The 18,447-nt window shown below is 43.9% G+C and carries 17 protein-coding genes; all 17 read left to right on the plus strand.

From position 1 onward, the window contains the following. Window positions 1-68 precede the first annotated feature (68 nt). A complete protein-coding gene (gene acnA / locus FD716_RS02655; protein ID WP_139850823.1) occupies window positions 69-2,822 on the plus strand; it encodes an aconitate hydratase AcnA in 2,754 nt (917 codons plus the stop codon). A 161-nt stretch (window positions 2,823-2,983) separates the two neighbouring features. Beyond that, the gene (locus tag FD716_RS02660; RefSeq protein WP_139850824.1) at window positions 2,984-3,766 is read left to right on the plus strand and encodes a hypothetical protein; all 783 of its coding nucleotides are present in this window, start codon (window positions 2,984-2,986) and stop codon (window positions 3,764-3,766) included. A gap of 211 nt (window positions 3,767-3,977) precedes the next feature. Beyond that, a complete protein-coding gene (locus FD716_RS02665) occupies window positions 3,978-4,775 on the plus strand; it encodes a tRNA threonylcarbamoyladenosine dehydratase (protein WP_139850825.1) in 798 nt (265 codons plus the stop codon). After that, complete coding sequence (locus tag FD716_RS02670; protein WP_139850826.1) at window positions 4,747-5,529, plus strand: hypothetical protein; 783 nt, start codon at window positions 4,747-4,749, stop codon at window positions 5,527-5,529. Before FD716_RS02665 ends, FD716_RS02670 begins: the two co-directional genes overlap by 29 nt. A 277-nt stretch (window positions 5,530-5,806) precedes the next feature. Next, window positions 5,807-7,090, plus strand: a complete 1,284-nt coding sequence (locus tag FD716_RS02675; protein WP_139850827.1) for a glycosyltransferase family 4 protein — start codon at window positions 5,807-5,809, stop codon at window positions 7,088-7,090. A 30-nt stretch (window positions 7,091-7,120) separates the two neighbouring features. Beyond that, on the plus strand, window positions 7,121-7,672 hold the full coding sequence (locus FD716_RS02680; protein ID WP_139850828.1) for a phosphatase PAP2 family protein: 552 nt from the start codon (window positions 7,121-7,123) through the stop codon (window positions 7,670-7,672). A 137-nt stretch (window positions 7,673-7,809) separates the two neighbouring features. Further along, on the plus strand, window positions 7,810-8,010 hold the full coding sequence (gene iscX / locus FD716_RS02685; RefSeq protein WP_139850829.1) for a Fe-S cluster assembly protein IscX: 201 nt from the start codon (window positions 7,810-7,812) through the stop codon (window positions 8,008-8,010). Window positions 8,011-8,114: 104 nt separating this feature from the next. Then, complete coding sequence (ndk, locus tag FD716_RS02690) at window positions 8,115-8,546, plus strand: nucleoside-diphosphate kinase (RefSeq protein ID WP_139850830.1); 432 nt, start codon at window positions 8,115-8,117, stop codon at window positions 8,544-8,546. A 145-nt stretch (window positions 8,547-8,691) separates the two neighbouring features. Further along, window positions 8,692-9,936, plus strand: coding sequence for a 23S rRNA (adenine(2503)-C(2))-methyltransferase RlmN (gene rlmN, locus FD716_RS02695; RefSeq protein WP_139850831.1), 1,245 nt, complete (start codon window positions 8,692-8,694; stop codon window positions 9,934-9,936). A 22-nt stretch (window positions 9,937-9,958) separates the two neighbouring features. After that, window positions 9,959-10,762, plus strand: coding sequence for a type IV pilus biogenesis/stability protein PilW (gene pilW / locus FD716_RS02700; RefSeq protein WP_139853594.1), 804 nt, complete (start codon window positions 9,959-9,961; stop codon window positions 10,760-10,762). Then, window positions 10,753-11,544, plus strand: coding sequence for a helix-turn-helix domain-containing protein (locus FD716_RS02705; RefSeq protein WP_139850832.1), 792 nt, complete (start codon window positions 10,753-10,755; stop codon window positions 11,542-11,544). Before pilW ends, FD716_RS02705 begins: the two co-directional genes overlap by 10 nt. 22 nt (window positions 11,545-11,566) lie before the next feature. Beyond that, window positions 11,567-12,682: a flavodoxin-dependent (E)-4-hydroxy-3-methylbut-2-enyl-diphosphate synthase gene (gene ispG, locus FD716_RS02710; RefSeq protein WP_139850833.1), complete on the plus strand. Its 1,116-nt coding sequence runs from the start codon at window positions 11,567-11,569 to the stop codon at window positions 12,680-12,682. Continuing rightward, window positions 12,679-13,974 (plus strand): histidine--tRNA ligase, encoded by a 1,296-nt coding sequence (gene hisS, locus FD716_RS02715; protein WP_139850834.1) that lies wholly within the window; start codon window positions 12,679-12,681, stop codon window positions 13,972-13,974. The genes ispG and hisS overlap by 4 nt, the downstream gene beginning before the upstream one ends. Window positions 13,975-14,004: 30 nt before the next feature. Beyond that, window positions 14,005-14,706 (plus strand): YfgM family protein, encoded by a 702-nt coding sequence (locus FD716_RS02720; protein WP_139850835.1) that lies wholly within the window; start codon window positions 14,005-14,007, stop codon window positions 14,704-14,706. Further along, on the plus strand, window positions 14,706-15,854 hold the full coding sequence (gene bamB / locus FD716_RS02725) for an outer membrane protein assembly factor BamB (RefSeq protein ID WP_139850836.1): 1,149 nt from the start codon (window positions 14,706-14,708) through the stop codon (window positions 15,852-15,854). Before FD716_RS02720 ends, bamB begins: the two co-directional genes overlap by 1 nt. A gap of 437 nt (window positions 15,855-16,291) precedes the next feature. After that, window positions 16,292-17,701 (plus strand): ribosome biogenesis GTPase Der, encoded by a 1,410-nt coding sequence (der, locus tag FD716_RS02730; protein ID WP_139850837.1) that lies wholly within the window; start codon window positions 16,292-16,294, stop codon window positions 17,699-17,701. A 95-nt stretch (window positions 17,702-17,796) separates the two neighbouring features. After that, window positions 17,797-18,444, plus strand: coding sequence for a 4'-phosphopantetheinyl transferase family protein (locus FD716_RS02735; RefSeq protein ID WP_139850838.1), 648 nt, complete (start codon window positions 17,797-17,799; stop codon window positions 18,442-18,444). Window positions 18,445-18,447: the final 3 nt, after the last annotated feature.

The raw sequence follows: 18,447 nt of genomic DNA on the forward strand, positions 1-18,447 counted from the left end.
CATAAATTGGGTGTTGGTACTTATTAAAAAACCTGACCTCAAATCATTCTCGGATGGAGAATTGAACAATGGCAAAATACAGTCATATCAATAGCTTTAATACTTTAAAAACACTTAACGTCGACTCACAATCCTATCAAATCTATAGCTTAAGCGCCGCGCAACAACAGCTAGGCGATCTTTCTAAACTTCCCAAATCGTTAAAAGTGCTGTTAGAAAATCTACTTCGTTTTGAAGATGATAAAACTGTAAAAAAACAGCACATTCAAGCCTTGGTCGAATGGCAGGACACTCAACGTTCGGATCAAGAAATTCAGTACCGCCCAGCACGGGTATTAATGCAAGATTTTACCGGTGTTCCCGCTGTAGTCGATCTGGCGGCCATGCGCGCTGCGGTGGAAAAAGCAGGTGGTGATCCTGAGCAAATTAATCCACTGTCACCTGTCGACTTAGTCATTGATCATTCGGTGATGGTCGATCACTTTGCGACCCAACAGGCCTTTGCTGAAAATGTCGATATTGAAATGCAGCGCAATGGTGAACGTTACCAGTTCTTACGTTGGGGACAATCGGCTTTTAATAATTTTAGTGTCGTGCCACCTGGCACGGGTATTTGCCATCAAGTTAATTTGGAGTACTTGGCGCAGACCGTGTGGTTGGGCGAGAGTGAAGGGCTGACCTATGCCTTTCCAGACACTTTGGTCGGTACAGATTCACATACCACCATGATCAATGGCTTAGGCGTACTGGGCTGGGGTGTTGGTGGGATTGAGGCGGAAGCGGCCATGCTGGGGCAACCGATTTCGATGCTGATTCCTGAAGTCATCGGTTTTAAACTGACAGGCAAATTACGTGAAGGGATCACCGCAACTGACTTGGTTTTGACCATTACCCAGATGCTACGGCAAAAAGGTGTGGTCGGTAAGTTTGTTGAATTTTATGGTGATGGCTTGGCAGATCTACCACTGGCAGACCGTGCCACCATTGCCAATATGGCGCCTGAATATGGCGCAACCTGTGGCTTCTTCCCAATTGATGAGATTACTTTAGGGTATATGCAACTTACCGGACGTGCGGCAGATCGAATTGCCCTAACCGAAGCCTATTGTAAAGAACAAGGCCTGTGGCGACATGTTGGCGATGAGCCGATCTTCACCGATCGACTGAGCTTGGATATGCATACGGTTATGGCCAGTGTGGCTGGACCAAAACGGCCACAAGATCGCGTACTATTGCCAGATATTGCCAAAACCTTTCAGGCCTTAATGGAGATCGAATTAAAGCCAGCCAAAGATGAACGTGAACGCATGCTCGATGAAGGCGGTGGCACTGCCATTGATGCCAAACATGCTGCGGTGCAAAGCGAGTCAGCCTATTGTGAAATTGGTGGGCAGCGTTATCCGCTACAACATGGTGATGTGGTGATTTCTGCGATTACCTCTTGTACCAACACTTCAAATCCAAGTGTGATGCTGGCTGCAGGCTTGCTGGCTAAAAAAGCTATTGAGCATGGTTTACAGCGCAAACCGTGGGTAAAAAGTTCTTTGGCACCAGGCTCTAAGGTGGTGACGGACTATTTAGAAGCTTCAGGTTTGATGCCCTACTTAGACCAATTGGGTTATAACTTGGTGGGTTATGGCTGTACCACCTGTATTGGTAACTCTGGGCCTTTGGAGAGGCCAATTGAAGATGCGATTCAAGCCTTTGATTTAAACGTGGCTTCTGTACTTTCAGGCAATCGTAACTTTGAAGGGCGAGTGCATCCCTTGGTCAAAACCAATTGGTTGGCCTCACCACCTTTGGTGGTGGCTTTTGGTTTGGCTGGCAGCATTTGTATCGATATCAGCAGTGAGGCCTTAGGTGTTGATCAAGCCGGTAAAAATGTCTACTTAAAGGATATTTGGCCATCGCAGGCGGAAATTGATGAAGTCTTAAAAAAAGTCGATACAGCAATGTTTCATAAGGAATATGCCGCAGTCTTTGATGGCGATGCACGTTGGCAGGCGATTCAAATCCCCGACACGCAAACCTATCAATGGGTGGCTGACTCAACCTATATTCGGCATCCACCTTTTTTTGATGGGATTGATCAACCGCCAGCACCGATTCAAGATATTGAACAGGCACGTATTTTGGCAGTGCTCGGAGATTCGGTCACCACCGACCACATTTCACCCGCAGGTAATATTAAAAAGGAAAGTCCCGCAGGACGTTATTTGCAACAACAAGGTGTGGCAGCATCAGACTTTAATTCCTATGGTTCACGCCGTGGTAATCATGAGGTGATGATGCGTGGGACTTTTGCCAATATCCGGATTAAAAATGAAATGTTGGGCGGGGAAGAAGGCGGTAATACGCTGTACATTCCCAATGGCAAAAAAATGTCGATCTATGATGCTGCAATGCTCTATCAACAGGATCACACGCCCTTACTGATTATTGCAGGTAAGGAATATGGCACTGGTTCTTCACGCGATTGGGCGGCCAAAGGCACCAATTTGCTGGGGGTTAAAGCCGTGATTGCGGAAAGTTTTGAGCGAATTCATCGTTCTAACTTAATTGGCATGGGCGTTTTGGCGTTGCAGTTTATCGATGGTCAAACGCGGCAGAGCTTAAATCTAACGGGCCATGAGCAACTTTCAATTCTTGGACTGTCTGACGAGATTCAACCGCAACAGTTATTGGAGGTCGAGGTACAACGTGCGGACGGCTCGGTTGATCACTTTCAGGTATTGTGCCGCATCGATACTTTAAATGAAGTCGAATATTTTAAAGCAGGCGGTATTTTGCATTATGTGCTGCGGAATCTGATTGCAGCCTGAGTATTGCAATGTCGTCAGTTGAATGTAATGCACTGTGATTGAGCAAAAGCCCAGATTGATTGATCTGGGCTTTTTAATGCTTAATACTGAGATTGTGGTTAGAGTAAGCTGATATTTTAATGGATGTATTGCCATTAAACACTTTGGATGAAATCAAAAGCATGAATAAAAAATATCGCGTGTTGTGCAGTGTACTTTTGGGTTTATTTATTCATGGGCAGAGTTATGCCGCATCGGATACGTTCGCATTAAAGCAGCTAGAGGCCACGGCACAACAGGCGCAAAGCTTATGCCAACAGATTGCACTGACCTGTGATAAATCTGCGGCTTGGCAACTGTATCGAGTGTCTGAGCAGCCCGAACAGTATTATGTGATTGCACAGTTGCAATTATTTCAATTGACGCAAACAAATAAAACATTCCGTTTGCTGAATCAATGGGATTTTTCTGATTATCAACCGAAACAAGTAAACACCCATTGGACGGTGGAAGAAGCATCCAAACCATCAGATGAACGGCATTTATATCCAGCCTTGTTTCGGGTCTCTGAGCAAAGTTATGCCATTGGATTGATTCAACGTTTTAATGAAATGTACTCAGGTGGAGGGATGACCGAAGAAGTGGCGGATTTCTTTGAGTTAAAAGCCAATAGCAAAGCTGAATTGATGTTTAGTAATCTGCCTTTTTATGTGACGCGAATGATTCGTGCCTGTTTTAGCCAAGAAGATTATGAGCGGGCAGGTGATGTGGGATGCCATGATAATGAAAATATGCTGCTGAATATTCGTTATCAAAAGCCCTATCAATGGCAGTTAAACTATCGCTATACCCGTGTGTTATCAGCCGTTTCAGATCAGAAGCCAGCCAATGGTCGTGCACGTTATGTGGTGCAAGCCAAGCAGTTTAAACCGATCCAATTGCCCACTGCATGGCATGAATATTAAGCAGCGTTCACCAGAATAAGCTTATTTACTTTGTGGTCTTGTCGTTTTCGCGAAGATAGAACGGATCGAATCGTGAGTAATATTGAGGAATATGTTGTTTAGTGACTGATATGATTGCTATTGATTCGCCATTTCTGCGGCCAGACTTAATTACCGCTTGTATGATTGAATTTGTTAAAATAGCCTGATTTTTTTAATATCCGACCTGTTTATGACTGATTTTCCTGAAAATGATGAATATGACCGCCGTTTTGCAGGCGTGGCCAAAGTTTATGGCGAAGATGCGTTTGCACACTACGAACGTAGTCATGTCATGGTGATTGGGATTGGTGGGGTTGGGTCATGGGCAGTTGAAGCCTTGGCACGTAGTGGTGTCGGTGAACTCACTTTGGTGGATATGGATGTGGTCGCTGCATCGAATATTAATCGCCAATTGCCTGCCATGAGTTCAACTTTGGGGCATGAGAAAATTGCAGTGATGGCGGAGCGTTGCAAACAGATCAACCCACGCATCAAAATCAATTTGATCGATGACTATCTCACCCCTGAAAATATTGCAGAACTATTGGCAAGCCAACCTGATGTGATTTTAGATTGCATCGATGACGTCAAAGCCAAATTCGCGCTGATGCTGTATTGCCGTTTTAATAAAATGCAATTGATTGTATCGGGTGGGGCAGGTGGAAAACTTGATCCTTTAAAAATCCGCGTTGCCGATTTATCTAAAACAGAACAAGACCCAATGCTGGCCAAACTGCGTAGTCAGTTGCGTGGTAAAGGCATTTGTAAAAAACCAAAAGAAAAATTTGGGATTACCTGTGTGTATTCCATCGACAATCCTTTTTCCAGTGCAGAGGTTTGCCCAAGTGCAGGTCTGCGTTGTGGTGGCTATGGTTCTGCTGTGGTGGTAACGTCAAGTTTCGCCATGATTGCAGTCGCAGAAGTCTTTAAAAAACTCGATAAGCTTGGAAGTCAAAAACATGGCACAGCGACAATATCTTCAACTTGATCCTAAGCAAAATTTAGCCCGCCAACAGCTTGAGCACTTTGCAAATATTACGGATATTCAAGCTTGGTCTGAAGTATTAACGCATTATGCTGCACTGAAACAAGCGCATCCCCAGCAAAAGGTTTTATTGGTTTTGGACGATGCAGGTCAATGCGCTTATACCGCGATGCATGCGGGGATGGGGGATGACCTATACTTTGACTTTGATGAAAGTCAGGACTTTCAAAACCTCAGTGCAGATGAACGTGTACTTGTAGAACAAGATTTTGAGTTGTATGCATTTAACTTTAGGCTGCAACAGTTGCAAAAACCAGCGCTTCAACAAGACCTAACCGCATTCGCAACGAAGCTGGTTTATGATGCTGCGGACTGGCAGGTTTTGTGTGAGATGAATGCAAATCCATTGCCAATGATGGATCAAGAAATTCAAGTAAAGTTATTTGATGCACCGAGTGACGCACTTAAGCTTGCAGCGATGCCAAATGGTTACTTTGATTGTGACCTAAATCCATTTGAAAATTTTGCTCTAATTCAACACCTCGAACAGCAATATGCTTTGGAGTTTATGGGCATTGGTGCAGCGTTATTGGGCTTTGTGAAAATGCCAAGTTTTAATCCAACCAATATCCCAGCGTTAATTGCTGATCTCTGTGTGGTTTATCATTTTGATGAACAGCATCAAAAAGCTTTAGCTGAACATCTATCACAGCAAGATTATTTGATTTTAAGTTATACGGAAGCATTGGCAGAATAAAAGCCCTTGTTTACTTTTCAGCTTCCACCGCAAAGCAGTGGAATGAGTGGGCGATTCAAAAGCAATCTCTCCTTGCGCAGCAACGCTGGATTACTTTGGATCGTAAACAGCATATCAAAAGATGTGTAGATACCTATGCTTTGGAAAAGAGAGGCTAGGGGAAATTTGCTGTTTTAACGCGCTCAGACCGCCTTTAAGCAAACTGTCATCTAAAACACATTAAATTGAAAGAAAGCTAGTTTAGGCTGAGTTTAAAATTAGCTTATTGGGTGCTTGTATGTCACATCCGTATGCAGAAGCCTTTTTTGGAAAACAACAGCATTTTCGCGATCCGATTAAATTTTATTTTAAACAAAATCATAAAAACAACCACGATACCGCCCTTTATGATTTAAGAGATTTAGTTCGTCCCCGTCTAAAAATTGCAATTGTGACTGAGACCTGGCCGCCTGAAATCAATGGCGTTGCATTATCTTTACTTCAGCTCTGTAAAGGGCTGCAACAACTGGGGCACAAGATTCTACTGATTCGTCCTGAACAGCGAGAAGTCTGTGCCGACTTTAAACCAAACAAAGAATGTCTGGTGAAAGCGCAGACCATTCCAAGATATCCAAGCTTACAGTTTGGTTGGCCACAATATATAAAAGTCAGCCAAGCACTGAGCGATTTTGCACCAGATATTGTGCATATCGTGACGGAGGGGCCGCTGGGTCTCACCGCTTTACAGGCCGCCAAAGCACAAAAAATTCCTATTACCAGTGGCTTTCACTCACCATTCCAAGATTTTAGTCGCTTCTTTGATTTGGCGTTTTTAGTAAAACCCATTCAGCATTATTTACGTTGGTTCCACAACAATACTCAACTCACTTGCGTACCCAGTGTCGATACCGAAAAAGCTTTACGTCAGTTTGGTGTGACCTGTGATTTACATATTGTGGGGCGTGGTGTTGATATCCAGCGCTTTTCACCAACCCATCGTTCTGAAGCATTACGTGAGCGCTGGGGAGTCAATGCGGACACCACTGTGATGCTCTATGTGGGGCGATTGTCTCCTGAAAAAGAAATTGAGCTGATTATTGAAACCTTTGATGCTCAACGCTCAGCGCAGAAAAATGTACAATTGGTGATCGTAGGAGATGGTCCTGATTTGAGTCGACTGAAACAGTTTCAAGGTGCGGAACAAACCATCTTTATGGGAAGCTTAACAGGACAAGACTTGGCCGTGGCCTATGCCAGCGCGGATGTTTTTGTATTTGCCAGTCAAGTCGAAACGTTTGGTAATGTGGTGCTTGAAGCCATGGCCAGTGGTCTTCCGATTGTGGCCTACAATTATGCGTGCGCACAACAATACGTTAAACAACAACAAACCGGGTGGTTATCACCTCGCGGACAAGCAGCACAATTCATTCAAGATTTAATGACCCTACCGAGCCGTTATCAACTCAATAAAATGGGGGAGCAAGCGGCTTATGCAACACAACGTGCAGGCTGGCAAAAACCGGTCCAACAACTCGAAAATGCTTTATACCAAGTCGCTCAGGAGTCTGTGTTTGTGAGCTAAATACGATCAGTACATCTGCGGAGTACAACGATGAATTTTCAGAATACTAAAATAAAAATGCTTAACCTCGACCTCAAAGGCTGTGTATACCTCAACAGCCTGTCGCACTCTCAAAAAGTCGCTTGGTTTTTTAAAGTGGTAAGCCGCTTAGGGGATGGCGGATTTTGGTATGCGATGTTGCTGTTGGTCTGGATTTATAAGGGCTGGGCATATGGTTCAACGCTACTTTATGTGATGTTCGGTGGTGCCATCGGCACACTGATCTATAAGATTTTAAAACACAAAACCACACGGCCTAGACCCTATCAAGTTCATCAAGTGATTGTGCTGGGTGAACGCCCATTGGATCATTTTAGCTTTCCATCGGGGCATACTTTACATGCAGTGATGGCCACAGTGGTGTTGGGGAATGCGGTCCCTGCGTTATTGGTGGTGATGGTGCCATTTACGGTGATGGTCGCCTTGTCACGGATGGTGCTCGGTCTGCATTATCCGAGTGATGTGATTGTCGGTGCAGTGATTGGTGCAGGGGTGGCCAGTGGGATTGTGTTGATGGCAACAAAGCTAGAAATTATGCTGTAATTCATTGAATCAAATCATATTCACCAGCAGGCGAATGCGGGCAGTCTTGAGGCTTAATTTACGGTGTTTCATATAGTCTCGGTCTTGGATTTTTGTTAGAGTAAGCGCGACTCAGCTGCTTGAAAAAAGGATTCATCATGGGATTACGTTGGACAGATACAAATGATATTGCGATTGAACTCAGTGAAGCACATCCTGAAGTTGATCCACAATGGATTCGATTTACCGATTTACATGCTTGGGTTTGTGCACTCCCCACCTTTAGCGATGACCCAACCAAGTCAACTGAAGGCCTGCTAGAAGGGATTCAAATGGCTTGGATTGATGAAGTTCGTTAATAATCGTTAAAAAAACCGAAACTTTTACACATCAGAAGCTCATCGTGGTGCATTTACGCTGTATAATGCGCCAAATTTTGTCGTTGCAATATAAGGAGCCAATCATGGCGATCGAACGTACTCTCTCTATCGTAAAACCAGATGCAGTTGCTAAAAACCACATCGGTGATATTTTTGCTCGTTTTGAAAAAGCGGGTCTTAAAATCGTTGCGACTAAAATGAAACATTTGTCACAAGCTGAAGCGCAAGGCTTCTATGCTGAACACAGCGAACGCGGTTTCTTTGCTGACCTCGTTGCATTCATGACTTCAGGTCCTGTTGTTGTATCTGTACTTGAAGGCGAAAACGCTGTTCTTGCTCACCGCGATATCTTGGGTGCAACTAACCCTAAAGAAGCAGCTGCTGGTACTATCCGCGCTGATTTCGCTGTAAGCATCGATGAAAATGCAGCACATGGTTCAGATTCTGTAGCGTCAGCTGATCGCGAAGTAAACTACTTCTTCGCTCAAACAGAGCTTTGCCCACGTACTCGTTAATTCGCAGTCGATTAACCAAATAAGTGCTATACTTATTTGGTTTTTTTTTCTCCTTTAATAAAACTGTTTTTGATCAACTGTATTGAAAATTGTTTGAAATCCGCACAAAACCCCTCCCTTGATAGACAGAGTTTAGGTAATCCTCATGAACGTTGAAGTGGGCGTTTCATCCGCTAATTTAGATGAACAGCAAGCTGTTAAAGCCCCGCGAACACAGCCTGAAAACACAAAGAAACTCAACTTGATGGGCATGTCGCGTGCGCAATTGGAACAGTTTTTTGAAAGTATCGGCGAGAAAAAATTTCGCGCAGGTCAGGTGATGAAATGGGTCCACCAATTCTTCGTGACTGACTTTGCAGAGATGAGCAACATCTCTGGAAAATTGCGTGAGAAACTTGAACAAATTTGTGAAATTAAAGCGCCCGAAGTGGTGCATCGCCATTACTCCAAAGACGGTACCCGTAAGTGGGTGTTCCGTGTCGGTGATGGCGCAGGTTCTTTGGTTGAAACCGTACTTATTCCTGCTGATGATAAAACTGGCGCGCGTAAAACCTTGTGTATTTCATCACAAGTTGGCTGTGCACTGGATTGTTCGTTCTGCTCAACCGGAAAGCAAGGCTTTCAGCGTGACTTGAGCCCCGACGAAATTATTGGTCAGTTGTGGATGGCGAACTACTCTTATATGGAAGAGGTTGCTGTTGCAGAGCGCGAACGTACGGTCACCAACGTGGTGATGATGGGGATGGGCGAGCCGCTACTCAACTACGATGCGGTACTGAGCTCGATGTATTTGATGCTCGATGACTTTGCCTATGGCATGTCTAAACGCCGTGTGACCTTGTCGACCTCAGGTGTGGTGCCAAAAATTGATCAATTGGGGCAAGACATTGATGTTGCATTGGCAATTTCACTGCATGCACCGAATGATGCATTACGTGATGAATTGGTTCCAATCAATAAAAAATATCCATTGGCACAACTCATTAGTGCTTGTCAGCGTTATATTGCTAAAAATGGCAATGAAAGCACACGTAAACATGTCACCATCGAATATGTGATGCTTGATGGTGTCAACGATAAACCAGAACATGCACAACAGCTGATTAAGCTCTTGAAAAATTTACCAAGTAAAATTAATTTAATTCCATTTAACCCATTTCCGCATGCGCCATATGAACGTTCTAGTCGTAATCGGACTATTTCTTTTCAAAAAACTTTGTCTGATGCTGGATTTGTGTGTACGATTCGACAAACGCGTGGTGATGATATCGATGCTGCGTGTGGACAATTGGTTGGGCAAGTGGCTGACAGAACACGTCGCGCTGCGCAATGGAAAAAGAAAGTTGAAGAAGGTCAGGTGATTTTACGTAGCTCAAGTGAGATCGACTAGGGAGTAAACTTTGAATAAACCAATGTATGCAAAAATGATTACACTTGCTGTAATTGGTTTTTTTACATGGTCGATTCAAGGCTGCCACAGTTCAGCTGCCAATACCTTGGTCAAAAGAGACCCAGAGAAAGCAGTAAAAGTGCGGACCCAACTCGCTGCAGAATATATTCGTGCAGGTGATCTTGATGCTGCAAAACGTGCTTTAGATCAGGCATTTACTGCCGACTCAAAAGACTCTGGCGCCAATATGATGATGGGTGTCTTGTTGCAGCAAGAGGGCAGTCCAACCAGTTTGGAACAAGCGGATCGCTACTTTAAACGTGCGATTGGATCTGATCCAAAGAATGCCCAAGCCCGTAATAATTATGGAACCTATTTGTTTCAACAGCAGCGTTATCCGGAAGCAATTGCACAGTTTAAAATCGCAGGTGCAGCACTCGGATATGATCAGCGCTATGTTGCACTTGAAAATTTAGGTCGAGTTTATTTAAGCTTAGATGATGTGACACTTGCAGAAAAAACCTTTAAACAGGCATTGCAAGTGAATCGCGATTCGAGCATTTCAATGTTACAGTTAGCTGAGCTTCTGTATTTACAGCAGAAATTTAGCGAAGCTGGCCCTTTTTATACGCAGTTTGTGCGTTTAACAGGGGTGAAAAATCAAAGTGCTGCTGCACTTTGGCTCGGCATACGCCTTGCGCGTGCCAATGGTGATGAGATGGGAATGCAAGTGTTGATAAATCAATTGCGTGCGCTTTTCCCTGACAGTCAAGAATATCAACGTTTTTTGCAATTACAGTACAGTACTGAGGCCGTATGGAAGTAAATCCTAATTCACAGCAACCTACTGGTTCAAACGTAGCACCTAAGGCTTTAGGAGATGTTCAGCGTCCTGGTGAGTACTTGCGCCAAATCCGAATTTCACTTGCACGTGATATTGAAGACGTTGCTGCGGAATTACGAATCCCACAGAAAAGCATAGAAGCACTTGAGCAAGATCAATATACCTTGCTGCCTGAAGCGACATTTATTAAGGGCTACTATCGCTCTTATGCGAAATATTTAAATGTTGATGCCAGTGAAATTATTCAACGCTTTGACGAAATTTATGAAAATGACACAGGCTTATTGTCTAGTCATGCATTGAATGATTCTCCAATCAAAATTATGGGGAAATTACCAGGCTCGACGGGTGGTCGCAACAAAAAGTGGGGAAAACGCTTGGTGGTGGCTGCCGTTGCCTTATTGGTGATTCTGCTTTTGGTTTTGGGTGTGCAGAAATGGTCAGCTAAAAAGAGCAAAGATATTGATGTTCCTGTACAAAATACCGATGTTCAAGTGTTGCCTTTAAATGGTGCTGCAAGTTCGTCACTGGGAGATGAGTTGGTGCTGAACTTTAGTCGTCCAACCTCTGTCCATATTGTTGATGGGACTGGCAAGGTGCTTTCAACAGGCCGTAAAGCTGAAACGTTGACGTTGCATGGCAGTTCACCTTTCCAAATTCGACTTGATGATGCCAAAGCGGTTTCATTAAGTTTGAATAATGAACAGATTTCATTGTCTTCATATACGGTAAATGGAAAAGCAGAATTTCGTTTATCGCGTTAATTAGCTTAAGTCGAGTAGGATCATGATTGAGAATCCGATTAAACGTCGCCCAACCCGAAAAATTCGAGTTGGATCGGTCTATGTGGGTGGGGATGCGCCAATTAGCATCCAAAGTATGACCAACACAGAAACTTGTGATATCGATGCAACGGTGGCGCAAATCCAACGCTGTGCCGATGCTGGCGTAGATATCATGCGTGTTTCTGTTCCAACCATGCAAGCTGCTGAAGCAATGGGTGAAATTCGTAAACGTGTGACTGTTCCACTGGTTGCGGATATTCATTTTGATTATAAAATTGCACTTAAAGTTGCCGACTTAGGTATTGATTGTTTACGCATCAATCCCGGTAATATTGGTTCGGAAGCCAAAATTCGCGAAGTGGTCGCAGCGGCCAAACATCATGATATTTCGATGCGAATTGGGGTGAATGCCGGTTCACTCGAAAAAGACTTACAACTCAAATATGGCGAGCCAACAGGGCAAGCCTTACTTGACTCTGCACTGCGTCATATCGATATTTTAGACCGTTTGAATTATCACGAATATAAAGTGTCGGTGAAAGCATCGAATGTGTTTTTGACCATGGATGCGTATCGTTTACTGTCCGCGCAAATCGATAATCCCTTGCATTTAGGCGTGACCGAAGCAGGGATCTATCGTACTGGTACGGTAAAATCGGCTGTGGCGCTTGGTGGTCTATTGATGGAAGGCATTGGTGACACCATGCGTATTTCATTGGCTGCTGAACCAGAAGATGAAGTAAAAGTTGGTTTCGATATTTTAAAATCACTGGGTTTGCGCTCAAATGGCATTAATTTTATTGCCTGTCCAAGTTGTTCACGTCAAGAATTTAATGTGATTAAAGTGATGCAACAACTTGAAGAGCGTTTAGAAGATGTTCGTACACCTATGGATGTCTCGGTGATTGGTTGTAAGGTGAATGGTCCCGGTGAGGCCAAAGAAGCCGACATTGGTGTGGTAGGTGCGAGCCCACGTTCACTGGTGTATCATAACGGCGAAAAGAGCCACTTAATTGATACGGATCAGTTGGTTGAAGAGATTGAAACCATGGTTCGTCAACGAGTGAAAACGCTTGAAGAAGCTAAATCTAAAGAGATTATTCGTAGTTCATCATGAGTTCAATTGTCGCAATCAAAGGTTTTAATGACATTCTCCCTGCACAAACTGCAGCGTGGAGACGTGTAGAGCAGCATTTAGCATCGCTTATGGATGCTTATGGCTATCAACAAATTCGTTTGCCAATCGTTGAGCAGACGCATCTGTTCAAGCGCACAATTGGCGATGCAACGGATATTGTTGAAAAAGAAATGTACACTTTCTTAGACCGCGGCACACCGCCTGAGTCTTTGACGCTGCGTCCTGAAGGAACAGCGGGTTGTGTGCGTGCCATGCTTGAACATAATTTACTGCGCGGTGCAACACCCCGTGTGTGGTATATCGGGCCAATGTTCCGTTATGAAAAACCACAAAAGGGCCGTTATCGTCAGTTCCACCAATTTGGTGTGGAAACCTTTGGTGTGGCAACCCCAGATATGGATGCTGAACTGATTTTATTAACAGCGCGTCTGTGGAAGCGTTTGGGCGTTTCAGATAAAGTCCGTTTGGAAATTAATACGTTAGGTGAGTTGGATGAGCGTAATGCTTATCGTAGTGCCTTGGTTGAGTTTTTAACTGCGCATCAAGATGACCTTGATGAAGATTCTAAGCGTCGTTTGAGTACCAATCCACTGCGTATTTTAGACTCTAAAGATGCCAAAACTCAGCAGATTCTAGAAAATGCACCGAAGTTGCATGACTTTATGCAACAAGACACCATGCAGCATTTTGCACAGTTGCAGCAGTACTTAATGGATGCTGGCATCGAATTTGTGATTAATCAAAAACTGGTTCGCGGTTTAGATTATTATAATAAAACGGTATTTGAATGGACCACCACCCATTTAGGCTCACAAGGCACAGTTTGTGCGGGTGGCCGTTATGATGGTTTGGTTGGACAGCTGAAAGGTAAGCCTGAGCAGACTGTACCCGCAGTTGGTTTTGCAATGGGTATTGAGCGTTTATTGCTGTTACTTGAGTTGCTTGAAAACAACCATACTGTCCGTGACTGTGAAGTATTTTTACTCTCCGATCCTGCATTACAAGCCAAAACGTTGATTTTGGCCGAGCAAATTCGCGATCAATTGGAGCAGGCACAGTCTGAGATTCGGGTGAAAGTTGGTTCATTGGGTTCGATGAAAAGCCAAATGAAAAAAGCCGATCAATCAGGGGCGGTATATGCCTTGATTTTGGGTGAGCGTGAATGGGAAATGCAGCAGCTTTCGGTCAAAACTTTGGCGACTGCTGAGCAAGGTGAAGTGGCGATTACAGCGATTGTGCCATTTTTAATTGAGAAATTTGCTTCACAATAATTTAAAAATCATAAACAAAAGGGTAGTCTTATGAGCGCAATGACGGAAGAAGAACAACTTGATCGTTTGAAGTCGTCTTTTAAAAAATATGGCTCTACCGCGGTGAGTGGTGTTTTAATTGCGCTGATTGCTTTTTTCGGCTGGCAGTATTGGCAGAAAAAGAACTACGCTCAAGAACAAATCCAAACCGCAAAAATACAACAGCTCATGGAACAAGCGGGCGCAATGCAGCAAGATCCAAATGCATTTGGTGCATTGGTGGCGACTGCTGATCAAATTGTGAAAGCGGATCCAGACTCTGTGCAAGCGTTGCAATCACAACTTGTAATGGCACGGGTTGCCTATGACAAAGCCGATTATGCCACGGCTGAGCGAGAGCTCAATAAGGTTGCACAAAGTAAAATTAAGGATGAAGGTTTGTTGGCCATTGTGAATATTGGCTTGGCAGACAGTCAGTTGGCGCAAAAGAAATATGATGCTGCGTTACAAACGTTGTCTACAGTGACGGTACCTGCTTTTAAAGCAACAGTAGAAGAAGCGCGCGGTGATGTATATGTCGCGAAGAACGATACTGAAAATGCAAAAAAAGCTTATCAGAGCGCATGGGATACGTTAGTTGAACGCAAACAAGAGCGTCAAATTTTACAAATTAAACTCGAAAGTGTTGGCGTATTAGTCGATGATCCTGATCTTGAACGCCCAATCTTACAATCACAGGTGGATGAGTCTTAATGGATAAAAAATATACAATTCCTTTTGCCTTAGCAATATTGTCAGCAGCGCTTATCGGTTGTTCAGGCAATAAGGTCAAACAAGAAAAGATTAAACCAAATCCATTACCAAAATTGGCTCAAGCCACCAGTTTGGTTCCAGTATTTAGTCAAAGTGTGGCATCGACCAGTAAAGAAGATCCACTGCGTTTGCAACTTGCTGCAGATCAGGGTGTGATTTTTCTACTGAATCCCAATGGTAGCGTGTCTGCTTATAAAGGTAAGCAACGTCTTTGGGAAAAGCGCGTTACTAAACAAGAGCTCAGTTCTGGTGTTTCGGCAGCAGAAGGGGTTGTCGTTGTTGGGAACAGAAAAGGCCAGCTTTTCGCACTTGATCAAACGACAGGTGAGCAAAAGTGGACTGCACAGTTATCGGGTGCCCTGATTAGTCCAGCGTTGATTCATACTGGACGTGCCATTGTGGTTGCCAATGATGGGACTGTTTTTGCTTATGATGTTCAAACAGGTCAACAAGCATGGACCTATAAATTGCCGAGTGTGCAGTTTAGTTTGCGTGGACAAGCAGCACCGATTGTAATCGATGCAGGAACTGTCGCGATTGGTACAGCCAACGGCTATATCTATGCGATTGACAGTTTAACGGGTGTGCCGCGGATGCAACGTCGTGTTGCTGTGACCGAAGGCCGTTCAGATATTCAGCGTTTGTTGGATATTACTGGTGACCCTGTGGTTGCAGGACAATTCTTGGTGACCACAAGTTTCCAAGGACAAGTCACAGCCATGGACCTGAACCAGCAAATGGTGGTTTGGAGTGAAGATGCCAGCAGTATTGTTGGCCCAGCTGTCTATGACAACAAAGTCTTTGTCTCCAAAACCAATGGGACTTTGGTTGCTTATGATTTAATGAGTGGCCAAACCCTTTGGGAAAATGACCAGTTGTTGAACCGCAATCTGAGTAATCCAGTGATATTGGGTTCTACTTTGGTGGTTGGCGATTTAGATGGTGTGTTACATCTGGTTGATCCAAACTCAGGCTTGCTTGTGGGTCGCTCAAGTACCAGTGGTGATGTGCGCTCTTTACGTGTGATTGATGGACAACTTTATGTTGCAACACGCAAAGGTGCTTTGAGCGTCTGGCAAAACCGTTAATTTTGCCGAGCTTTGTGCTAAACTAGCCGAGCTTAAAACAGATTCTTAAAATGATCGGGGTTTTTGAATAAAATATATTCAAAGCCCCGAAATTTTTTATTGGTTACTTTGATCAAATGATGGTTTATTGATCTTTCAGAAAAAAGACGGTGACGAGTTATATTTGAGTCGGCAGTACGTAGATGATCAAACGCTTGGCGATTGAAGGTTTTATGTTAGATGCTGAGAAAATACACGCTCTTCTGCACGCAGCGCTTTCTGAAGTTATCAGACCTAAAATCAGTGGCTGAGCATCGCTCATCCCCTTTAGATTTTTATGATGTGACTGGCGTCAACACGACGACAAGCATTTTGAAAGATCAGTAAACCTACCCCATCTCTATTATTTTTGATGCTCATGCCATATCAGATGGCTGATCTTGAATAAAGGTTATTCTATGAAACCCGTTATTGCGCTCATTGGTCGCCCCAACGTCGGAAAATCAACAATATTTAACCAGATTACCAAGAGTCGTGATGCGCTTGTTGCTGACTTTGCTGGTCTAACCCGTGACCGTAAATATGGTGATGCGGTTTTTCAAAATAAATCTTTTATCGTGGTCGACACTGGCGGTATTGGTGAAAGTGAAGCTGGCATTGATGCCTATATGGCAGAGCAGTCAAAAACCGCGATTCACGAAGCAGATATCATTGTATTTGTTGTCGATGCGCGTGCTGGACTGTTGGCTTCTGATGAACAAATTGCACGTGAAATCAGAACGCTTGGTAAGAAAGTTTATCTTGTTGCCAACAAGGTTGATGGCGTACACGCTGAAGCAGCCGTCGTTGAGTTTTACCAACTTGGTTTTGGTGAGCCGATGCATGTTGCTGCAAGTCATGGTCGTGGTATTGCACAGATGCTCGAAGATGTATTGGCCGACATTCCAGAAGACGAAGATCAATCTGAACTTGATAAAAACAGTGGTTTACGTATGGCGATCATTGGTCGCCCCAACGTCGGTAAATCAACTTTGGTGAACCGTTTATTGGGTGAAGATCGGGTGGTGGTCTTTGATATGCCAGGAACCACACGCGACTCAATTTATATTCCGTTTGAACGAAATGAGCGTAAATACACGCTCATTGATACCGCAGGTGTGCGTCGTAAAGGTAAAGTTGATGAAATGATTGAGAAGTTCTCAATCGTGAAAACTTTACAAGCGATTAAAGATGCGCATGTTGTGGTGGTGGTACTTGATGCACGTGAAGGCGTGGTTGAGCAAGATTTACATTTAATTGGTTATGCGCTTGAAGCTGGGCGTGCCATGGTGATCGCCATTAACAAATGGGACAACATGACTGAATATGACCGTGCCCAATGTAAACTTGATATTGAGCGTCGTTTTGACTTTATTCCTTGGGCTAAAGTGCATTTGATTTCGGCATTACACGGCACGGGTGTGGGTGATCTTTATCCTTCAATCCACCGCGCCTATGAGTCATCTAACTTAAAAGTGTCACCATCGAAGTTAACCCAGATCTTAAGTGATGCGACTGAAGCACATCAACCACCAATGGTGAATGGTCGTCGTATTAAAATGCGTTATGCGCATATGGGCGGACAGAATCCACCGACGATCGTGGTACATGGTAATAAAGTAGATAAAGTTTCAGCTGATTATCGTCGTTACTTAGAAAACGTATTCCGTAAAGTGTATAAGCTCGAAGGTACGCCTGTTCGAATTGACTTTAAGACCTCTGAGAACCCATTTGAAGGGCGTAAAACAGAACTTAACGAACGTGTGGCTGCGCGTCGTCGTCGCTATGTACAGAAATTCAAGAAAGCTGAGAAGAAATTTAAGCGTTAATTTTCTGCCGTAACTGATAAGTGAATAAAGAGCCCAAACATTGTTTTGGGTTTTTTATATTCAAATGGAGTGTGCTTTAAGCTAAGCTGAGCAATATGAACAGTATTCAAATTTTTGTACAGCCATTGACTCAATTGCTGCCGCAATCTCGACAGGATTTTGCGGTATTTAGCGAATTTAATCATTATAAAAAACAGACCATTCATCAGCATCGATTAGACCTGATCAGTACCTATTTGGCGACAGGCTTACAGCCTAGCGATTTTGCACGAACAGATTTTGGTAAACCTTATTTGCCCAATTTCCCAGATATCGCATTTAATCACTCACATAGCCAACAGCATTATGCCTTGGGGTTGTCCCGACAGGTCAAAGACCTTGGGGTGGATATTGAAGACTTGGGGCGTAAAGTCCGTTTTGATGCCTTGGCACAACATGCTTTTCATGCTGAGGAATATCAGCAATGGCAAGCCTGCGATGAAGACCCGAACTATTGGTTTAAAGTCTGGACCTGTAAAGAAGCGGTACTTAAAGCGTCTGGTCTTGGTATTCGCATGAGTCTAAATCAATTACAAACGCAGTGTGATCCAACGCAGGATCGGGGTATTTGTCAGCACCCAGACTTAGGCGTGTTTGCCTATCAACATTTATATTTTGCGCATGCCATGCTGACGGTGGCTTGGCGGATCGAAGCGGTGGGAGAGGATTTAGACTTTCCAAAGATTGAACTTGTGGAGAAATGATAA

Origin of the sequence: Acinetobacter pullicarnis (assembly GCF_006352475.1) — a bacterium.
Classification (GTDB): domain Bacteria; phylum Pseudomonadota; class Gammaproteobacteria; order Pseudomonadales; family Moraxellaceae; genus Acinetobacter; species Acinetobacter pullicarnis.